This is a genomic window from Streptomyces sp. NPDC059989 (assembly GCF_042736975.1).
Lineage (GTDB): Bacteria > Actinomycetota > Actinomycetes > Streptomycetales > Streptomycetaceae > Streptomyces.
The window spans coordinates 1-21,705 of sequence record NZ_JBHWUO010000044.1; the positions used below are offsets into that span (position 1 = coordinate 1).

Consider the following 21,705-nt stretch of genomic DNA (forward strand, 5'->3'; position numbering starts at 1 on the left):
GCTACCTCGCCGGCCTCCACCTCCGCGCCGCAATGATCTGGATCGACGACCTGCTGAAAACCGCCGAATGATCACGACATCACACAGGCCCTAGGGATCGCGGGGGTGGGGTGTGTTCGTTGCCGTCATGCCCCGACTGGCCGTCGGGGCAAATGGGGGAAGGTCAGGGCTCGGTCCTTGGCGGTGGTGTTTTCTGGTTGCGTCGCTGTATCCGTACGCTCGACCAGGAGGCCCTCGTGATCGACCCGGGCAGGCTGTCCGACCCCGCTGTCCGCGCCTTCGTCCACACGGTCAACGCGGGTGACCGAGCCGCGTTCCAGGCCGCCCTTACACCGGGCGCGACCATGTCGGACGACGGTTCGGACCGCGATCTCGCCCAGTGGGCGGAGAGGGAGATTTTCTCCTCTGGTGGCCACATAGCCGTCGCGTCCGAGGCTGACGGCGGCCGGTCCCTGATCGTGGACTACCGCAACGACACCTGGGGTGAGATGCGCACCGCCTGGCGGTTCGACGTCACACCCGACGGGCGTGTCAGCCGCTTCGAGACCGGGCAGGCCTGAGCAATCCCTTTGCACCGGTCCGTCAGGTCAAGCTTGCGGGCGGGGATGCTCTGGAGGAGCGCCCCGCTCTTCACCGGCCCGGGCGCGGTCCGTGCGCGGGGTATCCGCCAGGATGCGTGTCCGGCAGGCTTGGTGGGGGTTCGCCTGCGAGGATCGTTCGGCTGGAGTCGGGGGATCCGCTGTGAAGTGACTGCCCTTGCGGCTCTGCCCCGCATGCCCCCGGCCGGCACCCCCCCGCTGGCCGGGGCAGGCCCCGGCCAGCCCACCCCCCCCCGGCTGGTCGGGGCTCTTTCATACGGAGGGGAGGGATTGCCTGGCGGCCGCTCTCGCGGCGGGCGGATCCCGGTTCTTCACACGTCTGCGGTGGCGACTTCAACGCGATCGCGAGCCGGGCTGCGTGACAGGGGGGCCTCACGCGGCCGCGCCCGTTCGGTTGGAGACGGCAACTGCGACTCGCTCTCCAGCAGTGCTGTGTCGCGGGGCTGGTATCCAACTGCGTTGGTTGTTGGGGCCGTCGGGGTGTGGGCGGGTGCGTGCACGGGGCAGGGTCGCAGACGGGATCCGGCCGGCCTGTCGGCGGACGTGGGGAAGGGGTGGTGTGCTGGTGGAATGGGACTGGTGGACGGTGGACTTCGGGGACGCGCACGCGGGCGCGGCGGGTGTACTCGTCGGCGGCAGCGAGCCGGGTCCGGTGTACTTCGATGTGGGGAGCGGTGCGGACGTGCCGTCGACCAGGCACTGGTCGGCGTACGACGGCCGGGCCCGCCGCCCGCGCGCCGAGGCCTTCCGGGCGATGTGCGCGTGCGGATGGCGCAGCGCCGCCCAGTACCCGCTGGACTGGGACACGATCGGCGACCAACCCCTGGACGAAGCCGACATCGACCTCACCGGACCGCTCGCCGACTGGACTGCCCACCTATCCGTTGTCCGCGAGGCGACCGTGCCGATGCCCGAGCCGCTGGCCGCGCTGCGCGCCGCCGGTGTGCTGGAGCGGATCGCCTCGTACACCTGGAGCATGGTCTGTTCGCCGCCGACTTCGTTTCCGTCGGCGTCGATGACCTTGACCTGAACGGAGACCGCCGCGCCGTGGGTGAAGGTGCCGGGCCGGGTGTTGTTGTTGGAGTCGATGGTGACGGACCGGTCACTGGAGGGGGCGTCGGCGGTGACCTTGAAGCCGTCCTTGCGGGCGGTTCCGGCGGGGGCGTTGTCACCGGTGCCGTGCTGCCCGGCGGCGACCTCGATGCTGACGATCCGGGCGGGCTGTCCGAAGTAGCCGCGCATGATGCCGGAGATGGTGATCTTGAAGCCGTCGGCTACGGCCTTGTTGGACTTGATGGACACGGAAGTCTCGGACACTCGCTGTTCCCCTGTTCGGCGCCGGTGTGCGGACATTGATCTTGCTGGTGGAGCGTTGCACACCGCCTCGGCGCCGATCCCGCGATAGTCCCCGGAACCCTGCTGCGCGACTACGCGGACGAGAACGACGTGATACGCGTCATTTACCTCATTTACCTCATTGACCGCTGCGGATCTCGTCGATGCGCTTCGCCAGAGCCTGTGTCTCCGCGACCAGCCGCCCGTGCGCCCTCTTCTGCTCCTCGGCACCTCGGTTCCTGAACGCCCCGCTGAAGTGGGGTCGGAGCTGGGTCCACCAGCCGTAGTCCAGCATTGCCCACGCCTGCGGGCAAAGGGGGGCGCGGGTCTTCGGGAGATAGCCGCTGTCGACCAGGGACTGCTGGTACTTCTTCGGGTCGCTGCCCTCCAGGTAGCACAGGAAGTTGAAGGCCCGCTGCTGGGTAACGGGGTGGTCGCTCGACATGCCCTCCAGGGTCGGCGTGCCTTCCTTGCGTGCGATCTCGTCGAAGAGGATCGCGGCGGCCAGCGACGGGCCCGGCCCGACCTCGTTGACGGTATAGAAGGACGCGAAGCCGTCCGCCGCGTCCTCTTCGAGACCGAGGTTGGCCAGGAGGAGCTGGCGCTGCAGGGCATGGCCCATCTCGTGGCCGAAGATGAATTCGGTCGACAGCACGGTCAGGTCGTCGGTGTTGTACTCGGACGCGGGGAACGGGGCGGGCCGTTTGACGGTCTTCACGACATCGGCGAGGGCCTTCTCGATCTCGGTCAGGAACGACGGCGGGACGAAGATCGTCCTGCCGTCGGGCTGGGTGACGGCGTCGGTGACGCCGGGCGGCACGGCGGCGGTGACCTTCACGACCATGTCGTGCGGGAGGGTGAGTGATCTGTTCACCCAGTCGGCCGTACGCTCCAGCACGCGGGAGTTCCGGATCAGTGCCACGGCCTCCCGGTCCTCCGGTTTGACCGTTTGGGCCTCGTAGACGACGGTGACCCTCCCGGAGCGCGCCGCCTGGGGGCGGGGCCCTGCTCCAGGCCCCTGCCCGGCGTCGCGGGCCTCGCCGCTGCACCCGGTCGAGACGACCCCGGCGAGGATCAGCACACCTGACAGGACGATGCGCGCCCTCTTCGAGCGACCGGCGGTGTTCGGCATCCTTGATCGGCTCCCGTCGCGTGTCCCCGCACTGATCCTCCGGCCGTCCGGAGGCTGGCGCCCGTCGAGCCGCCCGTACGGGGGACCGTTCGCTGTGTGGGCGACCTTCGGGAGGCCGCCTTTCGACCCGTTCGACAACCGCAGCATCAGGGATCCCCGACGCGGCTTCCGGCGGTAGACCGCAGCTCCTCGTGCTGGCCGACTGCGCAGACGCCAGCGCGAGGAGCACCAGCCCTCTCACGGAGCCCAGTCGACGCCTGCCTCGGCGAGCGCGGTGATGTACGGGAGGAGTGTTTGTGATCAGTGGCCAGTTGGCTGATCTGGGCTGATCAGTTTGGTGCGTACGGCCGGGGGGCCAGACGGGGTCGATCGCGGCGAGCTGCGCCGCGCGCCGCTACCAGGGCAGCTACCAGCGCGTTCGCGCCTACCTCCGCCAGAAACGCACCTCGCCACGACCTGTGATGGCCCGGCCGCCCTCGCCCCGGGCTGTCGCCGGATGGATCCTCCGCCGCCCGGAAACCCTCTCCGAGACGGAACACCTACCACCTGAAGAACGTCCGGGCCAACTGCCCCGAGATCGACGCACTCACCAGGCGCGTCCGGTCCTTCGGGACCATGCTCACCGAGCGCCAGGGCGAACACCTGCCGGACTGGCTCGACGCCGTTAGACAAGACAACCTACCCAGCCTCCACACTCTCGCCGTGGGCATCGACCGCGACCGTGACGCCGTCATCGCTGGCCTCACCCTCCCCTGGAACTCGGGCGTCGTCGAAGGCCATGTCAACCGCATCAAGATGCTCAAGCGCCAGATGTTCGGCCGCGCAGGGTTCAAGCTCCTGCGAAAGCGTGCGTACCCTGAGTGACACATACGGCGCTACACGGCTGACGCCGCATGATCTGATTTCCCGCCGGGAAGGGCGTGCGCGACTTGGCGATGTGGTTGAAGCGAACGTGGGTCGACTGGACTGTCCTCGTGTCCATGGTTGTGACCGCGGCCATGTGTGAGAGTACCTTCCTGGTCGCCTTCTTCACAGCCGTCGCGGTTGTTGCGGCAGTCGTCGGCGCGCACACGACGTGGCAGCTGGTGCGTGCACCCCGACACGCTCGGTGAACGAGGCAGGGACACAACACAGAACCTGAGCCAGAACCGCTACTTGCGTACAAAGCCAACTACTACGAGATCCCGGTCGACATCAACGCGGTGCACCACGTGTATGCCCTCCGCCCACTGACCCAGGAAGTGGTCTCGGCTTTGAACGACAAGGCATCCCTGGCGGGTGTCGCCAACACGGCTGCTGCTGATGTCCGCTGAGCCGCGGCAGGTCCTCACGCTCCCGCAGTTACGGGACAGCCCTTAGGCGGTCCATGCGGCTGTCGAAGTCGTCCGTGGACGGTCTGCCACGGCCCGAACCGCCCTGGCAGGTCCCGCCAGGGCAGACCGGTGCGGAACTTGAACACGATGCCTTCCAGCACCTGACGGTGATCACGCCACCGCCCGCGGGCCCGGCCCGCCGGTGGCAACAACGGCGCGATCACCGCCCATGCGGCATCAGATAACTCGGCTTCCTTCACGACCGGACCAACGATCCGATGATCGGAACAGGTCGGCCTCGGGGCAGGATGGGAGCGTGATACCTCCCCGACTGCTGTGGTGTGACCCCCGGCCCATCCCCCGGTTCAACCGGCAGGAGCCGGTGACCACGATCATTCGCGATCCCAGCTTCTACGAGCCGACTGAAGAAGATGACTGCTGGCGGTTCGGGTACTTCTGCCAGGCTCATGACCGCCCCTACTGGCACGAGGGCTGCGGGGAAGGGCCGCATCTCATCGCCCTGCACTGCTACGAGCACGGCCCGGAGAACATGTGGCCGCAGCCGAAAATGCTGATGTTCCCGGCAGGGTTCGACCCCCCGCTGAGCGACACGCAGCTGGCCTGGGTGCAGGCAGAGTGGGACGCCGCCGACTAGGCAAGATCCAGCAGAGACGGCCTAGTCGATCGGCGACTCCCAAACCCTGACCGCCTACGGAACCATCGCGGCGGGGCCGGGTTGGCGGCGCTGTGGCCCGCTGGCATCCTCCGGTCAGCGGCCAGGGTGGAAAGCCTTCACCGCCTCAGTTCGCACAACCGGTCACCGGCGGGGCGCTGGGGGTGCAATTGGTGGGGATGTTGTTCTCCACCGGAGTGGCAACGAGGTTCACGGTACCGCCGGAATTGAAGAGGCCGCCCGGGGCGTTCCTTGCGAAGTTGTCGGTGATGGAGCTGTTCCTGATGGTCGCGGCAGTGGGGACGGTTTCCCCGGGAGTGCTCTCATTGGCGAAGCCGGCGCCTTGACCGCCGCCGAAATGCCTGTTGGCGAAGATGGTGACTCGGTCCAGGGTCAGCGTGCTGTCCCGGTTCAGGATGCCGCCACCGTGGTTGTTCTGACTGTCTGTGGTGTTGCCTCGGATGAGGGTGTCAGCGACGGTCGATGTCGCCCGGAAGAGGTGGAGCCCCCCGCCGTCATCGCCGGCTGCGTTGTCTGCAACCGTGCTGGACGTGATGGTCACCGTGCCGCGTCCGTCGATGCCGCCACCGCTGTCCCGAGCCGTATTGCCATTCACCGTGGTGTTCGAGAGGGTCGTGGTGCCGAAAGAGAAAATGCCGCCGCCGTTATTGGCGGTGGAGATGTTGAAGCTCAAGGTGCTGTTGCGGATGGTGAGTGTGCCGCTGCTGGCAATGCCTCCGCCCGCTCCGGACTGAGTGGTCCAGTTCCTGGTGACCTGTACCGAGTTGAGGGTGAGTTGCCCGTTTTCGTTGCTGATTCCTCCGCCACCCTCCCCGCCCGAGGCGTCCCGACCGTCGCGGATCGTCAGGTTGCTGAGGGTAAGGCGTCCACCGGGTCCTTGGAGTTTGAGGATCCGGAAGTCCGCGGTCGAGACACGCCTGATGGTGCTTGCGTTACCGATGATGTTGATCTCGCTGGTGACGATGGGCAGGCCGTTGTCGGGGTCGACGGGGTTGGGCGTGGTGAGCGTGTAGGTGCAGCGGGGCGAGAGGATGAGGACGGCGGGCCCGGGGGTCGTGTTCGCCTGAGTGATGGCGTTTCCGAGGGCCGTCGCACTGCACGGAACGAACTGCTGGGCGTGGGCGGGGCCTGGTGCGGCGATCAGGGCCGCACAGGTCATGGCTACGGTGGTGCTCGCGAGAAGTCCACGTGTGGGCATAACCGAAAAATATGGTGACCTTCAAAAGCGACCTCGAGGCCAGCGGTTAACGCGCCGTAGAGATGACCCCTATGGAGCAAGCCCCCACAGCAAGCCGAGGTCAATCAGACGTCCAGTTCCCTCGCTGCGGCTGGATCGCCGGCTCCGCATCCATGCCACACGATGCTTAGAGAAGCTAGCACAATGCCTGGATTCGTCAGCTGGGTGATGTCGTGGCGGTTGCCACCGGGCAGGGTGATGGCGAGCGGGGTGCCGCCTGCGTCGGTGATGACGTGGTGCTTCGAGCCGGGCCGGGCACGGTCGACCGGGCTCGGCCGGGTTTTGGGCCGCCCCGACGGGCCTGGTGGTGGGAGCCGTCGATCACCGCCCGGGACCAGTCCAGCTTCCCGGCACGGTGCGGCTCGGTCAGCAGCACCTGGTGCAGCCGGTCCCACACCCCGGCCTCGTGCCAGTCCCGCAGTCGGCGCCGGCACGTCATCCCGGACCCGAAGCCGAGCTCCTGCGGCAGCCACTCCCACTGGATCCCGGTGTGCAGCACGAACAGGATGCCCTGCAGGCAACCACGGTCGCCCAGTGGCAGCCGGCCGGGATGGCGCGGACGCCGCTGCCTGACCGGCAGCAACGGCTCGATCCGCCCTCACAGGTCAGGGATCACTCGACGCTTCGACAGCTTGTTGGCAGCGTCGTTGCACGGCTCGGTGGCGTGCATACGCACGCGACGCTCAATGAGGCGTTCGCGGAGCTGGGCATGCCGCCGGTCTCGGACGAGGGATCGAAGAACGAGAGGGTTGAGCGCAGCTTCACCCAGGTCCACGACAGCGACCTTCCCGCAGTGGCGAACCGCGTCCTGGCTGGCGGCCAAGTGAGTGCCGTGGAGGTCAGAGCGCATCCGGCCACCCTTCTCCGTGCTCTCACAGCTCCGGCAGCACGTCCCCGCGACCCGGATAACGGCCGTGCTCCAGCCGGAAGACGTAAGCCCGCAGGTCGTCCGCCAACTCACCGGCCAGGTAGGCCTCGTAGTCCCGCAAGCCCTCGGCCGCCTCGCGCTCGTTCTCCCGCTCGCTCCCCTCCCACTCCACGAGCATGGTCGTGATGTACTCCTCGACCAGTCGTCTGCCGTGCCACCACCGCCGCACGGCAGCAGGAGTCCAGTGCAGGTCGCCGTCACAGGCCCACGCGGCCGGCATGTCCTCGGCCGCGGCCAGCGCGAGAGCGTGCACCTCATCGCGGGTCTTCGGCTGCCGGTACACGAACTCGCCGTATCCCTCCAACCGGTCGGCGTAGAGCACGTGCCGGGGTGCGTACTCGCGCCCGGTCCAGCCGCCGTCCGCGCCGGCCGTGTAGAACGGCCCGGGCACGTTCAGCCCCGAACGGTACTGCCACTGCCCGTGGAAACTCCGCTCGGGCTCACCGTCCGGCAGCGCCGCCACCGGGTCCCACCCTTGCACCCCGGGCATTTGGTCGTTGGAGGGGTGACGCTCTGCCGAATCCATCTCCCGCCCCTTCTCCGCTCCGTACACGCGGTTCTGCACCCCGCCGTCCGCAAGTGACCCGGCACCACCTGCGTTCGGCCCAGGATATTCGCGCACCGCTCCAGGTGGTGCATCCCCCGGTCGGCCGCGGCGGCAGCTGCTTCCTCGACTGCGGCCAGACCGAGTCGACGGCCTTCCTGACCGTCCGCCACGACACGTAGTACTTGCACTCGATCTCCCGGATCTTCATGCCACCCGCGCCGGAGCGCGGCGTACAGCTCGATCTTCGACATCTGCGGCATGACCGGGCGCTTTCACCAGGAGCATCCCGATGCTGCCCTGGCAAGAACCCCGATGACTTCAAAACTCGGTTCTGGCACAGATCTTGGGGAGCGGTCGCGGAGTGCTACCTCGATGTTCGATTGCGAGGAGACGGCTACGCGTGAGACCGCGTACGCCTTCTCGGTCCTTGGGGAGGAATGGACCGGTGAGTAGCGACTCCGCTAAGCGGTGACGGGCGTAGCCGTCGACTGATGGCGCAACGCGGCGAAGTCGGCCTGCGTGGCCTCGACGCCCGCCCGCCGTCTGTCGGAGGTCGTCCGTCGGCCGGCGGGCGGGGTGGTAGGGCGGCGCGGTCACATCTTTTGTGGACGATGCGCAACCGTTCCGCCGTCCTGTATGTCCCACCTTGCAGGAGCGACCAACTCCAATGACGACCAGGGGGAAACATGAGATTCACCCGTTCCGTCCTTACCACCACCGCATTCGCCGCCCTGGCCCTGGGGGCCACGACCGCGCTGGCGGCGCCCGCCACCGCCGCGCCCAACACCACGCCGCAGAAGGTCTGCGGAAGCGCCTACAAGACCGTGAACTCGGCCGCCATCGGCTCGCTGGGCACCGTCTACCTGACGTACAACGCCTCGAACGGCAAGAACTGCGTCGCGACCATCCGCAACAACCCGGGTGCGGCCGTGGACATGGCCCTCTGGATCGAAGTCCCCGAAACCTGGGAGCGGGGCGAGGACTACGGCCGGTACACGTCGTACGCGGGCCCGGCCTACGTGTACGGCAAGGGCCACTGCGTCGACTGGGGCGGGGGCATCAGCAACGTGCACGTGCAGGTGTACAACTCCAACTGTGGCGCGCGCAAGGAGCACCGGGTCACCGAGGTCCGCTGACCCGAGCTCCTCCTGACCGCGACGTTCTGTGCCGTCGTGCGGCCGTCGGGGGCAGGACCTGCGACCCGACGACCGCACGGGAACCGCCGTGGTCCGGCTCGCCCCGGCAGACTCGCCGAGTTCTGCCGGGGCGAGGGCGCGTCCGGCCTCCTCCCTCGGGTGCGCGGCCGTCCGGTCGGCGCGTCGCCGCAACCGGGGCACCTGGAGCAGATGCGGTCCTGGTTCGGCCGACCGCACTCACCCGGACCGACATCCAGCCGCTCGGTGGCGAAACGGACCACCACCTCCGGGACCACGGACAGGTCCTCAGCGGTGGTGGACCAGGATGCGTGAACGCTGACGGACTCGGCCTCGTGCCCCTTCGATTGAGAGGGTGGTTCCGGGCCCGGCTGTCCGGCTCGAACGCTCACTTCGTAGCCTCCGCGTATGACTGATGATCCGTTCCAGTGCCGCTGCGTCCTCTGCCATGACTACGGTGGCCGGGACGAAGCGGACCGCACGGACCTGACGATCATTGAGAATGTGCAGCGGCACGGATGGCACGTCGTGATGGTTCCCGAGGACGACATCGGTCCTGGATTCGCCTACACGATCGGCCTCGCGCACACTCACAGCGCACCTGAGCTCGCCATGTTCGGGCTCGATATCCACGTCATGCACCGCATTCTCAACGGGCTCGGAGAGAATGCCGCCGCGGGTGCTGTACTGGCTGACGGCCAGGAGCATCCTGACGTTGTCGACGGCCACCAGGTCGCGCTCAGGCAGGTTGATCTACGCTGGTATCGGACCTTCTTCGGGCAGGCCATCGGGTTCTACCGGCGGCCTCCTTTCCCTGTGCTGCAAGTTGCGTGGCCTGACGCGGATGACCGATTTCACTGGGGCGAACAGGCTGAGGTGTGGCATCGGGAGTCGCAGCCTCAGTTGTGGCTGCCACCGAGTGAGCACCCTGTCGGGATCTGGACGACCGAGCTCTGACCTCGAACGTGCCGACCAGCGACGGAGCAGCCCTGTCGCCAGGGGCTACTGGAGCAGGATCATTTTGCGGAGCAGCTCGAATTCGGCTCGGCCGTAAAGCTGTCTCTTGATCTTCTTGATGCGGTTGACGGCGCCCTCGATGCTGCCGGAGCTCCAGTCGAGCGTGAGCCCTGCTGTCACGGCGTCGAGATCTCGGAGCAGGTGGAGTGCGAAGCCGGTGAGGCCGGGTAGCTGGCTGGCGTCGACTGCGTCGATCCAGGTGAGGAGTGTGGAGCCGAGGCGGTCGGTGAGTATCTCGCCGAAGTCGCGGACGTGTCCGGCGGCCTTGTCCAGTTCGGGGCAGAGGGCCAAGACCTCCTTCAGGCCGGCCCTGGCTTCCTCGGTCAGGGTCGTGGGGTGCCGGGTGAGCCATCCGGTCACCTGCCGCACCGACGGCGGCCGCGGTGCCGCGCCGGCCGGAGCCCTGCGGAGAGTCGCGATGTGGGCGCGGACCATTTGGTAGGTGACGGGCGCGTTGGCGGCAATGAGTTCGCCGTGCAGTCGGGTGACGCTGGTGCATCCCTCGGTGAAGCGCCGCTCCACGTAGGGCTTGTAGGGGTCCAGCCTGCTGGGACGGGGCCGGTTCTCGCGGATGGTGTCCTGCCAGCGTGCGGCGTTCGCGTACCGGAGGACGGTGTTGAGGCCGCAGCCCAGGTGTCGGGCGATCGCCCGGCGTGAGTGGCCTTGGGCGAGGAGCTCGTGGACCAGTGCGTGTGCTGCCTTCTTCCGCTCGGCTCGTCGGCCAACGGGCTCCGAGTCGTCCTGCGGCCGACCGGAAGCCCCTCCGGTGGGCTCCGGCAGCATGCTGCTGGATGAAGGATTGCGCAGGCAGTCGCGATGGGCGTCGACGCAGGTCTCCACGGCTCGGCCGAGGCCCTGCCACAGATGGAACCGGTCAGCGACCTGCAGGGCGTCGGGGGCGCCACGCCGGGCACCCTCGGCGTAGGCACCCGCCCGATCCCGGCAGATGATCTCCACGCCTGGGTGACGGATCAGCCACGCGGCCAGCGGATCGGCTTCACGCGTGGGGAGCACATCGACCACGCGATGGTCTTCGACGCTGGTCAAGACGGTGGAGTAGGTCTGGCCTCGGCGGATCGCGAAGTCGTCCACGCCCAGCACCCGCGGTGTGCTGAACGTTGGATCGGGCAATGTCATGACCCTGCGTAACAAGGTCATCCTGCCTGTGCCGAAGCTCAGCTGGGCAGTCAGCCGAGCGCCGGCCCGCCCGGCCAGCGCGAGCCCCACTCGCTCCAGGGCGTGGTTGAGCCGAGTGGTGAACCGTGCGTACGGGGCGGCCAACCAAAAAAACGGCTCGGCGAACGTCCGGCGCGGACAGTCCGCCGCTCGGCAGATGAAGCGCCGGACCGTAAGCCGGATCACAAAGCCCTGCTCAGCGAGTGGAAGGTCCTTCAGCTTGCGCTGGTATCGGTCGTGGACTCGATCCGAGAAGCGGCCGCAGTCCGGACATTCAGCGCCAGTCGCGCGGCCTCTTGCCACCACCTCGACCGTGCCGAACGCGGCCGTCACCGCCTCGACATCCACGTCGTCGATCCCGTCGAACACGAGCGAGCCCCAGAGCGATGCATCGGTCAGAAGACCAGCACCATCACCGCCCACAGCCGACCGCGACAGGGACGAACAAGGACTTGACGGAGCATCATTTCCGGTTGGCAGGCGGTAAGGCGTACGCGGTCTCACGCGACCCAGCCCCTCACAATCGAACAGCGATGTGACGCTCAGTGACCGCTCCCCAAGATCTGTGCCAGAACCCACAACCCGTGAATAGAGCCATCAGCGCGCTCGTCCCCGGCGAGCGTGGTCTCTACGATCTGTCCATGACTTCTGAGTTGGACGTCGCGTTCGGGTCGTTGGACGGCACTGCGTTGAGGGGGACGGTGACGGTGCCGGAACGGATGGCGGCTGGTGTGGCCGTCCTCGTGCACGGTGCCGGGGTGACTCGGCAGGAGGGCGGGTTCTTCACCCGGCTCGCCGCCGGGCTCGCCCGTGAAGGCATCCGGTGCCTGCGGTTCGATTTGCGCGCGCACGGCGCGAGCGGTGGCCGGGCCGAGGAGGTGACGATCGCGGGCGTCGCCAACGACATCCGGGCCGCGAGTGATCATCTGCGGGCCGAGGCCGGTGTGGACCGGCCGGTGCATGTGATCGCGGCCTCGTTCTCGGGTGGGGCCGCCGCGCTGCACGCGGGGTACCGGCCGCAGGACGTCGACCGTCTGGTGCTGCTCAATCCGCGTCTGGATTATCGGGATCGGTACGTCACCAGCCGCCCGTACTTCGACGCCGACTACATCAACGCGTCCGCCGCCCGGGACCTGGACGAGCGCGGCTACACGGAGAAGTCCCCTTGGGGACTGGGGCGGGCTCTTCACAACGAGGTGTTCTACCTCGACCCGGATGTCTATCTGCGCCAGGTGCGGGCGCCGGCCCTGCTGGTGCACGGAACGAAGGACACGTTCGTCCCCGTGGAGTCCTCCCGCCGCTACCTCCCGGTGTTCGGGGGGCCGGCCGAGCTGATGGAGCTGGACGGAGCTCAGCACGGGTTCGCCGTGCATGAGGATCCCCTGTATGCGGATCCGCAGACCCAGGTGTGGCAGGCCGCCGTGATCGAGAAGGTCTGCGGCTTCCTCGCCGGTTAGACCGGCAGGGCGGTCAGGGCCCGGCGGAGCTCGCGGACGGCGGGTTGTCGTGCGTAGGGGCGGAGGTCCCCGGCGGTGCGCCGTAGTTCGCCGAGCGCCTGGCCGAAGCCGGGGACCGCGGCGAGCTGGAGTGCGGACAGCCCGGTGGCGGCGGCGTCATCGGGCTCTCCGGCGGCGGCCAGGGCCCCGGCGAGGTGGGCGGTGGAGAAGGCCCGGTCGCGCGTGGCGAACGCACCCTGCTCCGCAAGGTGCTGGCGGAGCAGGGTGACCGCTTGTTGGGGCTGTCCGGCTTCGCGGTGGCAGATCGCGCTCTGGGCCATCAGCCGGTTCTCGCTGTATCCGGCGCACAGCGGGCCCGTGCAGGTCGCCGGCTCGGCGGGGGCCGCGGCGGCGAGGGCATCGTGGGCCTGGCCGAGGGTACGGGCGACGGACCGGGGCGGGGCACCGGTGAGCGCGAGAGCGCGGGCTTCCTGCTGGAGGGCGTCGGCGCGGGCGAGGTCGAGCATGCGGGCCGCATCGCCTCGATCGGCGGCCTGAGCTTTGCGGAGCAGCACGTAGGCGTGCATCGGGCCGTCGCCCGTGATGCTGGCCCACTCGATGGCCCGGTCGTGGAAGTACAGGGTGACTTGGGGCGGGGATCCGGCGTCGCGGTGGAGGAACGCGGTGAACTCGGCCGCGCGGGCGCCGACCATGAGCAGTTCGCGGCGGATGGACGAGCGGGTGTCCCTGGCGAGTTCGTCGATGACGGCGAGAAGCTCCAGCGCGGTGGGCAGCGCCTGGCGCGGTCCGGTGCGTCCGTCGCTGCGCGCGGCTTCGTCCAGCGCGGAGCGCAGATGGCCGACCAGGGCGTGGTCGCTGTAGCGGCGGGCGTTGGCGAGGGCGGCGGCGAGCCGGCCCTGGCCGGTGGGGTTGAGGAGCGGAGCCGCGCCCACGACGAACCCGCCTAGGAAGGAACGTCGGCGCATGGACTCCTCCTCCTGGTCGACGGAGTCTTTCCCCGTGTGGGAGGAATGAAGCCGAGCTCGGCGAGCGGCACCCCGAACATCGACTCCAGGACGCGCCGGGTCATCCGCCGCTTGGGCCAGCCGGGGTCAGCCGACTCCCATCGGCGGACCTGTCGCACGTTGATGGTCGCGGGTTCGCCCAGCAGAGCCGAATGCTGCTCGTACGCGTCGGCGACATCGCTCTGGCTGTGCCAGCCCAAGCGGCGACGAGCATCGGAGAACTTACTGTTTCCCGGTCGGGACATGGCTACCCCCGGTCGCGAACCTGCGGAGAGCGGCGGCCGTGAGATCGCGGCCGCTCGGAGTGAGAACTCTGACGTTACTCCCGTCAAATGTCCTGTGATACGTCCTCGTTGCTTCCCGCGGGCGAACCTACGGTCCTCAATACGGCCACCCACATCCGTGCGACAGCCACCCCAAGGACCACGCCATGAGTCGTCCCGCCTCCCCGCCGCATGTGCCGGGCACCATCCGCAGGAATCCCGGTCCCTAGGACCTGAACATGATCGCGGGGCACGGCCCGATCACCGCCGCGGAGCAGCTGTTCGTCGCCAAGCACATCACCGGGCGAGCCGGCCGTACGGCGGTCGAAGTCGGCTGCGGGACCGGACGCTTCGTGCACTGGCTCCACCACGCGCACGGCTACCACGTGACCGGACTCGACCTCTCGCCCCACAACCTGCGCCTCGCACGGCTCCGCGGGCAGGGGCCCGGCCTGTCGTATGCGGCCCACGACGCCGAGACGGGCCCGCCTCCCGGGCTCCCCGTTGACGGAGTGGACCTCGTGGTCGCCCGCATGACCACCAGGTACTTGTGCGACCCCGAACGGCTGCTGCGCCAGGTCCGCGACCGGTGGCTCCGCCCCGGAGGCTGCCTCTACCTCCAAGTGCTGGCGAAGCCGTTCCCCGACGAACTCCAAGGCTGGGTGGCACCCGAGAACCTGCCCCGCTACATGGACGGCTGGGCCAGCCGGCAGCGCATGGACGAAGGCCCCCGCGCTCACCTCGTGCTCCGCACGTACCCCCGCTGAGCCAACCACCGAGGAAACATCATGAGCCGCCCCGCTTCGAACGACCTCCGACCCCTCCGCTCAGCCTCCGCTCGCCGTGCCCTGACCAACCGTCAGCTTCCTGGCTGGCTCCGCGAGGGCGCGGTGGCCGTCGAAGACGGCGGACGTCGAGGTGTCGTCCAGTTCATCGGCGAGTGGGAGGACCCCGCCACCCGCCGCATCAACCCGTGCGCGATCTTCCTGCGCCCCGAGGGCGGCGGAGCGGAGTGGATCGTCGCTGACCACGTCAGCCTCACCCGGGGCTGAACGCCACCAGACCCCCCGCCCCGTCCCGGGGCAACCCCGCTTGCAGGGTGCACATCACTCAAAGATCGGGGGCACGCGATCAAGGTTCGGTGGCGCAGGGCATGAAGCTGCCCCGCGCGTGACGCGGGGCAGGTGGTGGGGCGCGGGAGGTCAGTAGAGATAGGTGGTGTTGCCGCCCAGTGAGGCGGCGACCTTGGTGTAGCCGGTCGCGGGGAGCTGGACCTCGACGTAGGCGGGGGTGGTGGTGCCGTTGCCGAGCTGCCCCTCGTCGTTGTGGCCCCAGGTGAAGACCTTGCCGCCGATGATGGCCGCGGCGTGCCGGGCGCCCGCGGCGAGGGACTGGGCTCCCTTGAGGAGGGGGATCTCCACCGGGGCGGTGCGGTTGGTGCGGGCCGCGGTGTCGGCGAAGTTCTCGTCCTCCAGGAGCTGGCCGTACTGGTTGTTGCCCCAGCCCCACACCTCGCCGTCGGAGGTGGTCGCGTAGTTGTGGAAGGCGCCGGCGATGATGCCGTTCACGCCTTCGATCCAGTCGACGTCGACCGGCAGGTTGCTGCTCTTGGTGCTGCTGTTGCCGAGCTGTCCGTGGAGGTTGTAGCCCCAGCTCTTGACGGTGTTGTCGGCGGTCAGCACGAGTGCGTGATGGACTCCGGCGGCGATCGCGACGATTTTGTCCAGGCCCGTCACCTGCCGAGGCACCGGACTGGTGGCGCGGGAGCCGTTGCCGAGCTGGCCATACATCCCCCGGCCCCAGGCGTAGACCTGGCCGTTCTCCAGCAGGGCGAGGCTGAAGTCGCCGCCGGCGGCGACCTGCTTGACCTTCGGCATGCCCTGGACCCGGTCGGGAACGTTGCGGTGGTCACCTGTGCGGTTGTTGCCGAGCTGCCCGTAGGCGTTGTCGCCCCACGCCCACACCTGTCCGCTGGTGTCCAGGGCGAGGGCGTGCATCCCCCCGGCGGCGACTTCCTTGATGTTCGTGAGCCGGGGCACGGTCACCGGCACGGACTGGTCCGCATCGCCGCCGTTGCCGATCTGCCCGGCCACGTTGTCGCCCCACGCCTTCACCGTCGTGCCGGTCCGCGCGAGGACGAAGGCGCTGTTGGAGTCCAGTCCTCCACTGACGAGCTGGTCCACCTCGCCCAGGGCCAGCGAGGTCACCGAGACCGGGCCGAGGCTGTCCGCGACCGTTCCGTTCCCGAGTTGGCTGGCGTCCCCGGCCCCCCAGCTCAGCACCGTGTTGCCCGTCATGATCATTCTCCCAAAGGTGTGCGGTGACGTAGACGCGGCCAGCCTGCCGCCCCGCCCTCACATGATCGACAAGCCGGGCCGAGTATCACCCGAACGGGTACGCGCGGCCTCCAGAACTCGGAGACCTCGAAGCATCTCGCCGACGAAGCTCGGGCAAGACGGCCCGCGACTGGTCAAAGTTCGGTGACACGCGATCAAAGTTCGATGACACAGAACAGAAGTTCCCCGGTGTGACTGAGCACTTCAGATGGTTCTGACCGCTGTTCCGTGATGCCTACGTCATCCGCGGGATGGTGCCAGCCGGCGAGCGTTGCCAGCTCCCGCTGCTCCGCGGTGTCAGAGCGTGCTGAGATGCTGACGTCATCGAGTCCGGATAGTGGGAGTAGTGCATGGGAACGTGGGGGACCGGTCCGTTCGACAGCGATATGGCCGCAGATTTCGTCGACGGGCTCGCGGGGATGTCGACTGAGCAGGTCATCGAGGCGATGACGAGGGCCTTCCAGAGGGTGGTGGACTCCGGCTCGCGCGTGGACGGCGGGGACGGGGCGGAAGCCGTTGCCGCTGCTGCCCTGATCGCGTGCCAGATTCCGGGTAGCCAAGTAGTGATCGATCCTGATGACGGTCCTGCTGAGCCGTTGCCCGTCTTGCCGATCTCGCTCCGGCCTGAGGCCGGACGGGCGCTTCGTCGAGTTCTGCAGGACGGTTCAGAGATGGCCGAGGGCTGGGTCGAGACCACTGATGCGCAGGCATGGCGAGCGATGGTCCAGACGATCACTCGCGCCGTGGGAATCGCTCCCTGACTGCAGGCGCTCGAAGGGCTGGACTGCAGGACCGTTTCCCCAGGGGATGACGTCGTCATGGAGACGGAATCGCTTCGAGACGTCCCTTTCCCGGGCCTGAACGTCGTAGTGCGCCAGGCCACGGTCATGGACGACAACGTGATGGTCGACGCGGCATGCTGCGGACCACCAGGGCCATGTCCCCTGTGTCAGCATCCCGCGGCACGCGTTCACAGCCGGTACTGGCGTCACATTGCCGGGCTGCCCGCCGGGGGCCGGCAGATGGTCGTCCGTCTCCGCGTGCGTCGGTTCTTCTGTGACCAGAGCCAGTGCCGGCGCCGGACATACGTGGAACAGGTGCCCGGCCTGACCGAGCCGAGACTCCGTGCTTCGACGGCGGCCCGTTGTTAGACGACTTTCTGTGTGGTGATGAAGCGGGGTGACGGCGACACTCCCGTTGCACATGAAGCATGATCTCGTTTGCGGCCAGGCTGGCCGTTCATGTGCGACGACACCGTGGACACGATCGGGGTCGCGGCGGCACGCCGGGTCAAACGGCTACACGAGCGGGCACAGCATCGGCACGTCCATAAGCGAGGACCTGGGCAAGGATTTCTCGGAAGAGGGCGATGTCCTCGGCCGGCGCTTCAATGACGGCTTCGATCTCGCTGTCGCTCAGCCGGAGATCTCCTAGTGCTTCAGGGTCGAGCGAGACGCTGAGGACATTGCCCGTCAGAACGGCTTCGCGCACGCATCCGTACGCGGTTCCCTGTCCGGCTGTGACCAGGCAGTGTGTGTCCATCCCCAGAGCGACCTCCTGATCGTCAGGGTCTTCCTCTCCCGCCATGAACATCAAGATGAAGCCACTTCCGTCCTCGCCCTCGGCGAGGGCAGCTTCGGTGAAGTAGCCGTCAGGGTCGATCTCTGTTCTGGCGGCCCGCGCGATGAATCGGTAGGTCATGACAGGGTTCTATCAGCGCGTCCGGCTGAGACATGAAGCAGGGGCGGATGGCTCCTGAGGGTGCCGGCGGGCATCGCGACGTTACTGACCTGGACCGACGCCCGCTACCGGGGACGCGGCCACATGATCCTTTGGTGTTTGGGCAGGCTCGCGATACTTCGTCGTGCTCGGAGCGGGAGCACAGCTTGGCCGCGGAGGCTGTCGGTGCTGATCGTGGACTCGGACGTGCTGCTGGTCGAGCGACAGCTGCGGGCCGGCCAACTCGAATGTCCGCTGTGTTCCTCGGTCCTGACGCCGTGGGGACACGCCCGGCCTCGGGAGATCCGGGGTGATCTGGGGGCCCGGTTGTTTCTGCGGCCGTGCCGTACGCGTTGCTCGGGCTGCAAGGTCACGCACGTGCTGTTGGCGGAGGGGCTCTGGCCGCGGCGGGCGGATGCGGCCGTGGTGATCGGGACCGGACTGGAGATAGCCGCGTTGGGCATGGGCCACCGCCAGATCGCCGCCCACTTGGGCTTGGCCGAGGGCACGGTCCGTGGCTGGTTGCGGGCGTTCGCCGGGCGGGCGGAGGCCGTTCGGCGATGAGAGCGGTCGCGGCGGAGCTCGGTGGCCGCCCTGGCCAACGTTTGTGCACGAAGCTTCGGATCCATGGCCGGCGGACTGCGCTCTTGGGACAGTTGGCCGCTCAGCCCGTGCCAGCCCGGGCTCCACGGATACTTGGAATCGACGAGTTCGCGTTCCGCAAGGGCCGGACCTGCGGCACCGTTCTCGTCGACGTCGAGTCCTCCAGGCCGGTGGATGTGCTGCCGGATCGCGAGACCAGCACAGTCGCCGCATGGCTCCAGGACCACCCGGCGCCGAGATCATCTGCCGGGACCGCCTGATGGCATTCACCAAGGCCATCAGACAGGCCGCCCCCGACGCGCTGGAGGTGGCAGATCGCTGGCACCTGCTCCAGAACCTCTCGGCGGCGGTCGAGAAGACCTGCCGCCGGCACCGTGACTGCCTCCGACGGCCAGCCGGACCAGAGGCCAAGCCGCCGCTGGCCACACCGCAGACTCCGCTCCTGGACCGGATCCGACAACGCCACGCGGAGGTCAACGAGCTTGCCGCCACCGGCCTGCCGCTCAACGCCATCGGCCGCCGACTGCGGCTGGACCGCAAGACGGTCCGGCGCTACCGGAACAAGGATCTTGCAGATCTTCTCGCCTCGGCTCAGGATCGAGGTCACGGTGTCCTGGACCCGTTCATGGAGTATGTGCAGCACCGCTTCCACGCGGGCTGCACCAGCTCGAGGCAGCTCTATCGCGAGGTGCTCGCCCTCGGCTACACCGGCGGATACCACGTGGTGCACCGCTACGTAGTGACCATCCGGAAGGGCATTGCGGTCCCCGCCCGCTCGATCGCTCCCCGCCCTCGTGACAATGGATCATGCGCCCCGAGGAGGCACTCAGCACGTCCGACATGGCCCAGTTCGACGCTGTGCGAAGTGCCTGCCCGGAGATCGCCCAGGCCTGCGACCTCGCGCGGGAGTTCACCGAAATGCTCCGCCATCGTCGCGGCCACCTGCTGCGGGACTGGATTCAGAAGGCCGAGCTGGGCGGCCCCGACGCCATTGGTATCTTCGCCGACTCCATCCGCCAGGATCTCCACGCCGTCACGGCAGGCCTCACCCTGTCCTACAGCTCCGGCATCGTCGAAGGACACGTCAACAGAATCAAAACGATCAAGCGGCAGATGTACGGTCGAGCCTCATTCGCTCTGCTCAGAGCCCGCGTCCTCCCCCAGCCGTAGGCATCACGGAAGAGCGGTCAGAACCTGCTACTTGGCCTCTGAGCGCGATGAATGGCCCGCTGGGTAGCTTCTGGATCACTTTGATCAGGCTTTGGGGAACCGGGGAACTACGCTGGTACCCCTTCTGACCGCCCAGGGAGTATCGTGCCGCCGTCGTTTGTCCACCGCATCACCAAGTACGACCCTGCCGACCGCGACGAGCGTGGGCACCATGGGCTGCCGGTCCGCAGCTCTACCTGTCACGACCGCCTCTGTCCTACACCCCGCGCAGGTCACGCCGAACCCCGCGTTCGGTTCTCTCCAGTCACCGCATGGACACCGAGGATGAGAACCCAGGTCAGCCGACATCGCCGCGATGTTCGCCGACCAGAGCCGCAGTTGCCAGGCGCACGCGACGCTGTCGCCGCTGGCGGCCAGGTGATGGTCTGGGGGGCCGCCGTCACTCTGAGTCAAGTGCAGATTCGAGCTCGACAGTTCCGAGACCGTAGTAGAAGGGCGAGGGCCCGTCGATCCCCGCCCGCTCGAGGAACAGGCCCTCGTAGTGCTGCAGCAGCTCCATGCCGAAGTAGACCTCCGGGCGTCCCGTCCTCCTTCAAATTGCTGAGTGGCTGTTGTCTTTCCGGTCGTGATCGCGTTGTTTCCGCTGGTCAGGCATGGAAGGGGTGATGCGGTGGGAGGGGTGGTCTGTCGGGTTGCTGTTCTCCGGGAGGTCGCGGCTGCCGTCAGTTTCTGGGTTGCTGGAACAGCGGGAGCTCACTGCTCGTCGTCGTGTGGAGGAGTTGCGGGAGGAGGCTGATCGCGTCCAGGCCGAGCTGGTCGTGGCCGAGGAGGACTGGAAGGAGTGGGTCATTGCCCGCTCGCGGGTCGGCGAGGTGCTGGCCCTGGGCGGTGATGAGGTTGCCGTCCCGGATGCCACTGAGGGGGTGCGGGATACGAATCCGCAGCCCGAGTCGCCGATGGCGGCGGCGAAGCCGAAATCGGTGGTGCCGATGTGGCGCGCGGGGCTGGCCTGGTCGGCACTGTCGTTGGACTATCAGCGCATCCTGCGGGTCCTTTCCGACCAGGGCCATCTCGGCCAGGGGCCGTTGACCTGCCAGGAGATGGCCAAGGCGTTCGGCATCGAGGCGGTGCCGGCGAAGGTGGAGACGCTTCGGTCGAAGGCGAAGCGGCTGGTGGCCCGCGGCTGGCTGGCTGAGTCGGTGCCGGGGCAGTTCACGCTCAGGCCGGGCGCCGCCGGGCCAGGCGGCGGGTCATGAGCAGGGTCATCGACCAGTAGATCATCGCCTCGGCGCTGGCGGTGCGGCGTTCGAAGTCGCGCACCAGTCGGCGACTGCGCATCAGGTGGGCGAAGAACCGCTCGACGATCCACCGCTTGGGCAGCACGACGAACCCGCGCATGCCGTCGCTGCGTTTCACGATCGCCAGGACCACCGCGAGCGTGGTGAGGCAGTGGGCGACAAGGCTGCCGGTGTATCCGCCGTCGGCCCAGATCAGTTCCAGCCGATGGTGTCCGTCGGCGACCTGCCCGAGCAGTACCCGGGCGGCAGTGCGGTCGCCGGTGTCCGCGGCAGTGACCATCACGCCCAGCAGCAGGCCGAGCGTGTCGACCACGGCGTGCCGCTTGCGCCCGTTGATCAGCTTGCCGCCGTCGAAGCCGCGGCTGTCCGCGCCCACGACGGCGTCCGCTTTCACCGACTGGGAGTCGATCACACCGGCACTCGGCTCCGGGTCCCGGCCCGCCTTCTCACGGACTTTCCCGCGCAGCCGGTCGTGGAACTCGGTGACTAGACCGTGGTCACGCCAGCGTCGGAAGAAGGCATAAACCCGCTCCCACGGCGGGAAGTCGGCCGGCATGGCCCGCCATTTGGTTCCGTTGTCGACCAGGTAGTGGACCGCGTCCAACATTGCCCGGTGGCAGTACGCCTCCGGCTGCCCACCGCGTCCCTGCAGCCAGCCGGGCACGGGCACCAGTGGACGGACCACGGCCCACTGCGCGTCTGTCATGTCAGTGGGGTAGCGCC

The 21,705-nt window shown here is 68.1% G+C and carries 24 protein-coding genes and 3 pseudogenes; 16 read left to right on the forward strand and 11 right to left on the reverse strand.

Annotated elements, in window-relative coordinates; all coding sequences use genetic code 11:
- The first annotated feature begins 236 nt into the window (after nucleotides 1–236).
- Nucleotides 237–560: a nuclear transport factor 2 family protein gene (locus ACFWBN_RS30040; protein ID WP_385181623.1), complete on the forward strand. Its 324-nt coding sequence runs from the start codon at nucleotides 237–239 to the stop codon at nucleotides 558–560.
- A gap of 411 nt (nucleotides 561–971) precedes the next feature.
- Here ACFWBN_RS30040 and ACFWBN_RS30045 read toward each other — a convergent pair whose 3' ends face one another.
- Both ACFWBN_RS30045 and ACFWBN_RS30050 read right to left on the reverse strand, forming a co-directional pair.
- Nucleotides 972–1,916 (reverse strand): hypothetical protein, encoded by a 945-nt coding sequence (locus tag ACFWBN_RS30045; RefSeq protein ID WP_385181626.1) that lies wholly within the window; start codon nucleotides 1,914–1,916, stop codon nucleotides 972–974.
- Between the two features lie 157 nt (nucleotides 1,917–2,073).
- Nucleotides 2,074–3,066, reverse strand: a complete 993-nt coding sequence (locus ACFWBN_RS30050) for a DUF4344 domain-containing metallopeptidase (protein WP_385181629.1) — start codon at nucleotides 3,064–3,066, stop codon at nucleotides 2,074–2,076.
- A gap of 615 nt (nucleotides 3,067–3,681) precedes the next feature.
- Between ACFWBN_RS30050 and ACFWBN_RS30055 the strand changes: the two genes are divergently transcribed.
- The gene (locus ACFWBN_RS30055) at nucleotides 3,682–3,930 is read left to right on the forward strand and encodes a transposase (protein ID WP_385181631.1); all 249 of its coding nucleotides are present in this window, start codon (nucleotides 3,682–3,684) and stop codon (nucleotides 3,928–3,930) included.
- Nucleotides 3,931–4,447: 517 nt separating this feature from the next.
- On the opposite strand, the pseudogene ACFWBN_RS30060 reads toward ACFWBN_RS30055, so the two are convergent.
- Nucleotides 4,448–4,654: pseudogene (locus tag ACFWBN_RS30060) on the reverse strand (transposase); the annotation flags it as partial.
- 107 nt (nucleotides 4,655–4,761) lie between these two features.
- Here ACFWBN_RS30060 and ACFWBN_RS30065 point away from each other — a divergent pair.
- Nucleotides 4,762–5,034 (forward strand): hypothetical protein, encoded by a 273-nt coding sequence (locus ACFWBN_RS30065; protein WP_385181634.1) that lies wholly within the window; start codon nucleotides 4,762–4,764, stop codon nucleotides 5,032–5,034.
- Between the two features lie 145 nt (nucleotides 5,035–5,179).
- Here the strand turns inward: ACFWBN_RS30065 and ACFWBN_RS30070 are convergent, their stop codons facing one another.
- The 3 genes and pseudogenes from ACFWBN_RS30070 to ACFWBN_RS30080 form a co-directional block, all read right to left on the reverse strand.
- Complete coding sequence (locus tag ACFWBN_RS30070; RefSeq protein WP_385181637.1) at nucleotides 5,180–6,232, reverse strand: hypothetical protein; 1,053 nt, start codon at nucleotides 6,230–6,232, stop codon at nucleotides 5,180–5,182.
- A gap of 236 nt (nucleotides 6,233–6,468) precedes the next feature.
- Nucleotides 6,469–6,902 (reverse strand): annotated as a pseudogene (locus ACFWBN_RS30075) (IS5 family transposase); the annotation flags it as partial.
- 280 nt (nucleotides 6,903–7,182) lie between these two features.
- Nucleotides 7,183–7,764: a hypothetical protein gene (locus ACFWBN_RS30080; protein WP_385181640.1), complete on the reverse strand. Its 582-nt coding sequence runs from the start codon at nucleotides 7,762–7,764 to the stop codon at nucleotides 7,183–7,185.
- A gap of 53 nt (nucleotides 7,765–7,817) precedes the next feature.
- Between ACFWBN_RS30080 and ACFWBN_RS30085 the strand changes: the two genes are divergently transcribed.
- The 3 genes from ACFWBN_RS30085 to ACFWBN_RS30095 all read left to right on the forward strand — a co-directional run bounded on the left by ACFWBN_RS30085 (nucleotide 7,818) and on the right by ACFWBN_RS30095 (nucleotide 9,896).
- Nucleotides 7,818–7,964: a hypothetical protein gene (locus ACFWBN_RS30085; protein WP_385181643.1), complete on the forward strand. Its 147-nt coding sequence runs from the start codon at nucleotides 7,818–7,820 to the stop codon at nucleotides 7,962–7,964.
- A 507-nt stretch (nucleotides 7,965–8,471) separates the two neighbouring features.
- The gene (locus tag ACFWBN_RS30090) at nucleotides 8,472–8,921 is read left to right on the forward strand and encodes a spore-associated protein (protein WP_385181646.1); all 450 of its coding nucleotides are present in this window, start codon (nucleotides 8,472–8,474) and stop codon (nucleotides 8,919–8,921) included.
- Between the two features lie 426 nt (nucleotides 8,922–9,347).
- Nucleotides 9,348–9,896 carry a DUF4262 domain-containing protein gene (locus tag ACFWBN_RS30095; protein WP_385181649.1) on the forward strand — a complete coding sequence of 183 codons (549 nt, stop codon included), beginning with the start codon at nucleotides 9,348–9,350 and terminating at the stop codon, nucleotides 9,894–9,896.
- A gap of 45 nt (nucleotides 9,897–9,941) precedes the next feature.
- On the opposite strand, the gene ACFWBN_RS30100 is transcribed toward ACFWBN_RS30095, so the two are convergent.
- The gene (locus ACFWBN_RS30100; protein WP_385181652.1) at nucleotides 9,942–11,501 is read right to left on the reverse strand and encodes an ISL3 family transposase; all 1,560 of its coding nucleotides are present in this window, start codon (nucleotides 11,499–11,501) and stop codon (nucleotides 9,942–9,944) included.
- Nucleotides 11,502–11,677: 176 nt separating this feature from the next.
- Between ACFWBN_RS30100 and ACFWBN_RS30105 the strand changes: the two genes are divergently transcribed.
- Nucleotides 11,678–12,589, forward strand: a complete 912-nt coding sequence (locus ACFWBN_RS30105; protein ID WP_385181655.1) for an alpha/beta hydrolase — start codon at nucleotides 11,678–11,680, stop codon at nucleotides 12,587–12,589.
- On the opposite strand, the gene ACFWBN_RS30110 is transcribed toward ACFWBN_RS30105, so the two are convergent.
- Nucleotides 12,586–13,554 carry an XRE family transcriptional regulator gene (locus ACFWBN_RS30110; RefSeq protein WP_385181658.1) on the reverse strand — a complete coding sequence of 323 codons (969 nt, stop codon included), beginning with the start codon at nucleotides 13,552–13,554 and terminating at the stop codon, nucleotides 12,586–12,588. The two genes, ACFWBN_RS30105 and ACFWBN_RS30110, sit on opposite strands and share 4 nt — an antisense overlap.
- Before the next feature lie 541 nt (nucleotides 13,555–14,095).
- Here ACFWBN_RS30110 and ACFWBN_RS30115 point away from each other — a divergent pair.
- Complete coding sequence (locus ACFWBN_RS30115) at nucleotides 14,096–14,623, forward strand: class I SAM-dependent methyltransferase (RefSeq protein WP_385181661.1); 528 nt, start codon at nucleotides 14,096–14,098, stop codon at nucleotides 14,621–14,623.
- Nucleotides 14,624–14,644: 21 nt separating this feature from the next.
- Nucleotides 14,645–14,908, forward strand: a complete 264-nt coding sequence (locus ACFWBN_RS30120) for a hypothetical protein (RefSeq protein WP_385181664.1) — start codon at nucleotides 14,645–14,647, stop codon at nucleotides 14,906–14,908.
- Between the two features lie 150 nt (nucleotides 14,909–15,058).
- Here ACFWBN_RS30120 and ACFWBN_RS30125 read toward each other — a convergent pair whose 3' ends face one another.
- A complete protein-coding gene (locus tag ACFWBN_RS30125; RefSeq protein ID WP_385181666.1) occupies nucleotides 15,059–16,153 on the reverse strand; it encodes an RCC1-like domain-containing protein in 1,095 nt (364 codons plus the stop codon).
- 389 nt (nucleotides 16,154–16,542) lie between these two features.
- Here ACFWBN_RS30125 and ACFWBN_RS30130 point away from each other — a divergent pair, with 389 nt between their 5' ends.
- Together ACFWBN_RS30130 and ACFWBN_RS30135 are read left to right on the forward strand one after the other, a co-directional pair.
- Entirely contained in the window at nucleotides 16,543–16,953 is a 411-nt protein-coding gene (locus ACFWBN_RS30130) for a DUF4259 domain-containing protein (RefSeq protein ID WP_385181669.1), read from the forward strand.
- 141 nt (nucleotides 16,954–17,094) lie between these two features.
- The gene (locus tag ACFWBN_RS30135; RefSeq protein ID WP_385181795.1) at nucleotides 17,095–17,343 is read left to right on the forward strand and encodes a transposase family protein; all 249 of its coding nucleotides are present in this window, start codon (nucleotides 17,095–17,097) and stop codon (nucleotides 17,341–17,343) included.
- A gap of 139 nt (nucleotides 17,344–17,482) precedes the next feature.
- Here the strand turns inward: ACFWBN_RS30135 and ACFWBN_RS30140 are convergent, their stop codons facing one another.
- A complete protein-coding gene (locus ACFWBN_RS30140; protein WP_385181672.1) occupies nucleotides 17,483–17,893 on the reverse strand; it encodes a hypothetical protein in 411 nt (136 codons plus the stop codon).
- Nucleotides 17,894–18,097: 204 nt separating this feature from the next.
- Here ACFWBN_RS30140 and ACFWBN_RS30145 point away from each other — a divergent pair, with 204 nt between their 5' ends.
- From ACFWBN_RS30145 to ACFWBN_RS30165, 5 genes and pseudogenes are all read left to right on the forward strand, one after another.
- Entirely contained in the window at nucleotides 18,098–18,475 is a 378-nt protein-coding gene (locus ACFWBN_RS30145; RefSeq protein WP_385181675.1) for a hypothetical protein, read from the forward strand.
- Nucleotides 18,472–18,774, forward strand: a complete 303-nt coding sequence (locus ACFWBN_RS30150; protein ID WP_385181678.1) for a transposase — start codon at nucleotides 18,472–18,474, stop codon at nucleotides 18,772–18,774. The genes ACFWBN_RS30145 and ACFWBN_RS30150 overlap by 4 nt, the downstream gene beginning before the upstream one ends.
- Nucleotides 18,774–18,845, forward strand: a pseudogene (locus ACFWBN_RS30155) (hypothetical protein); the annotation flags it as partial. The gene ACFWBN_RS30150 and the pseudogene ACFWBN_RS30155, both read left to right, overlap by 1 nt.
- A gap of 476 nt (nucleotides 18,846–19,321) precedes the next feature.
- Nucleotides 19,322–19,684: a transposase gene (locus ACFWBN_RS30160; RefSeq protein ID WP_385181681.1), complete on the forward strand. Its 363-nt coding sequence runs from the start codon at nucleotides 19,322–19,324 to the stop codon at nucleotides 19,682–19,684.
- Between the two features lie 716 nt (nucleotides 19,685–20,400).
- Nucleotides 20,401–20,940 carry a hypothetical protein gene (locus tag ACFWBN_RS30165; RefSeq protein WP_385181799.1) on the forward strand — a complete coding sequence of 180 codons (540 nt, stop codon included), beginning with the start codon at nucleotides 20,401–20,403 and terminating at the stop codon, nucleotides 20,938–20,940.
- Here the strand turns inward: ACFWBN_RS30165 and ACFWBN_RS30170 are convergent.
- The gene (locus tag ACFWBN_RS30170; RefSeq protein ID WP_385181685.1) at nucleotides 20,903–21,688 is read right to left on the reverse strand and encodes an IS5 family transposase; all 786 of its coding nucleotides are present in this window, start codon (nucleotides 21,686–21,688) and stop codon (nucleotides 20,903–20,905) included. The genes ACFWBN_RS30165 and ACFWBN_RS30170 overlap by 38 nt on opposite strands.
- Between the last annotated feature and the right edge of the window lie 17 nt (nucleotides 21,689–21,705).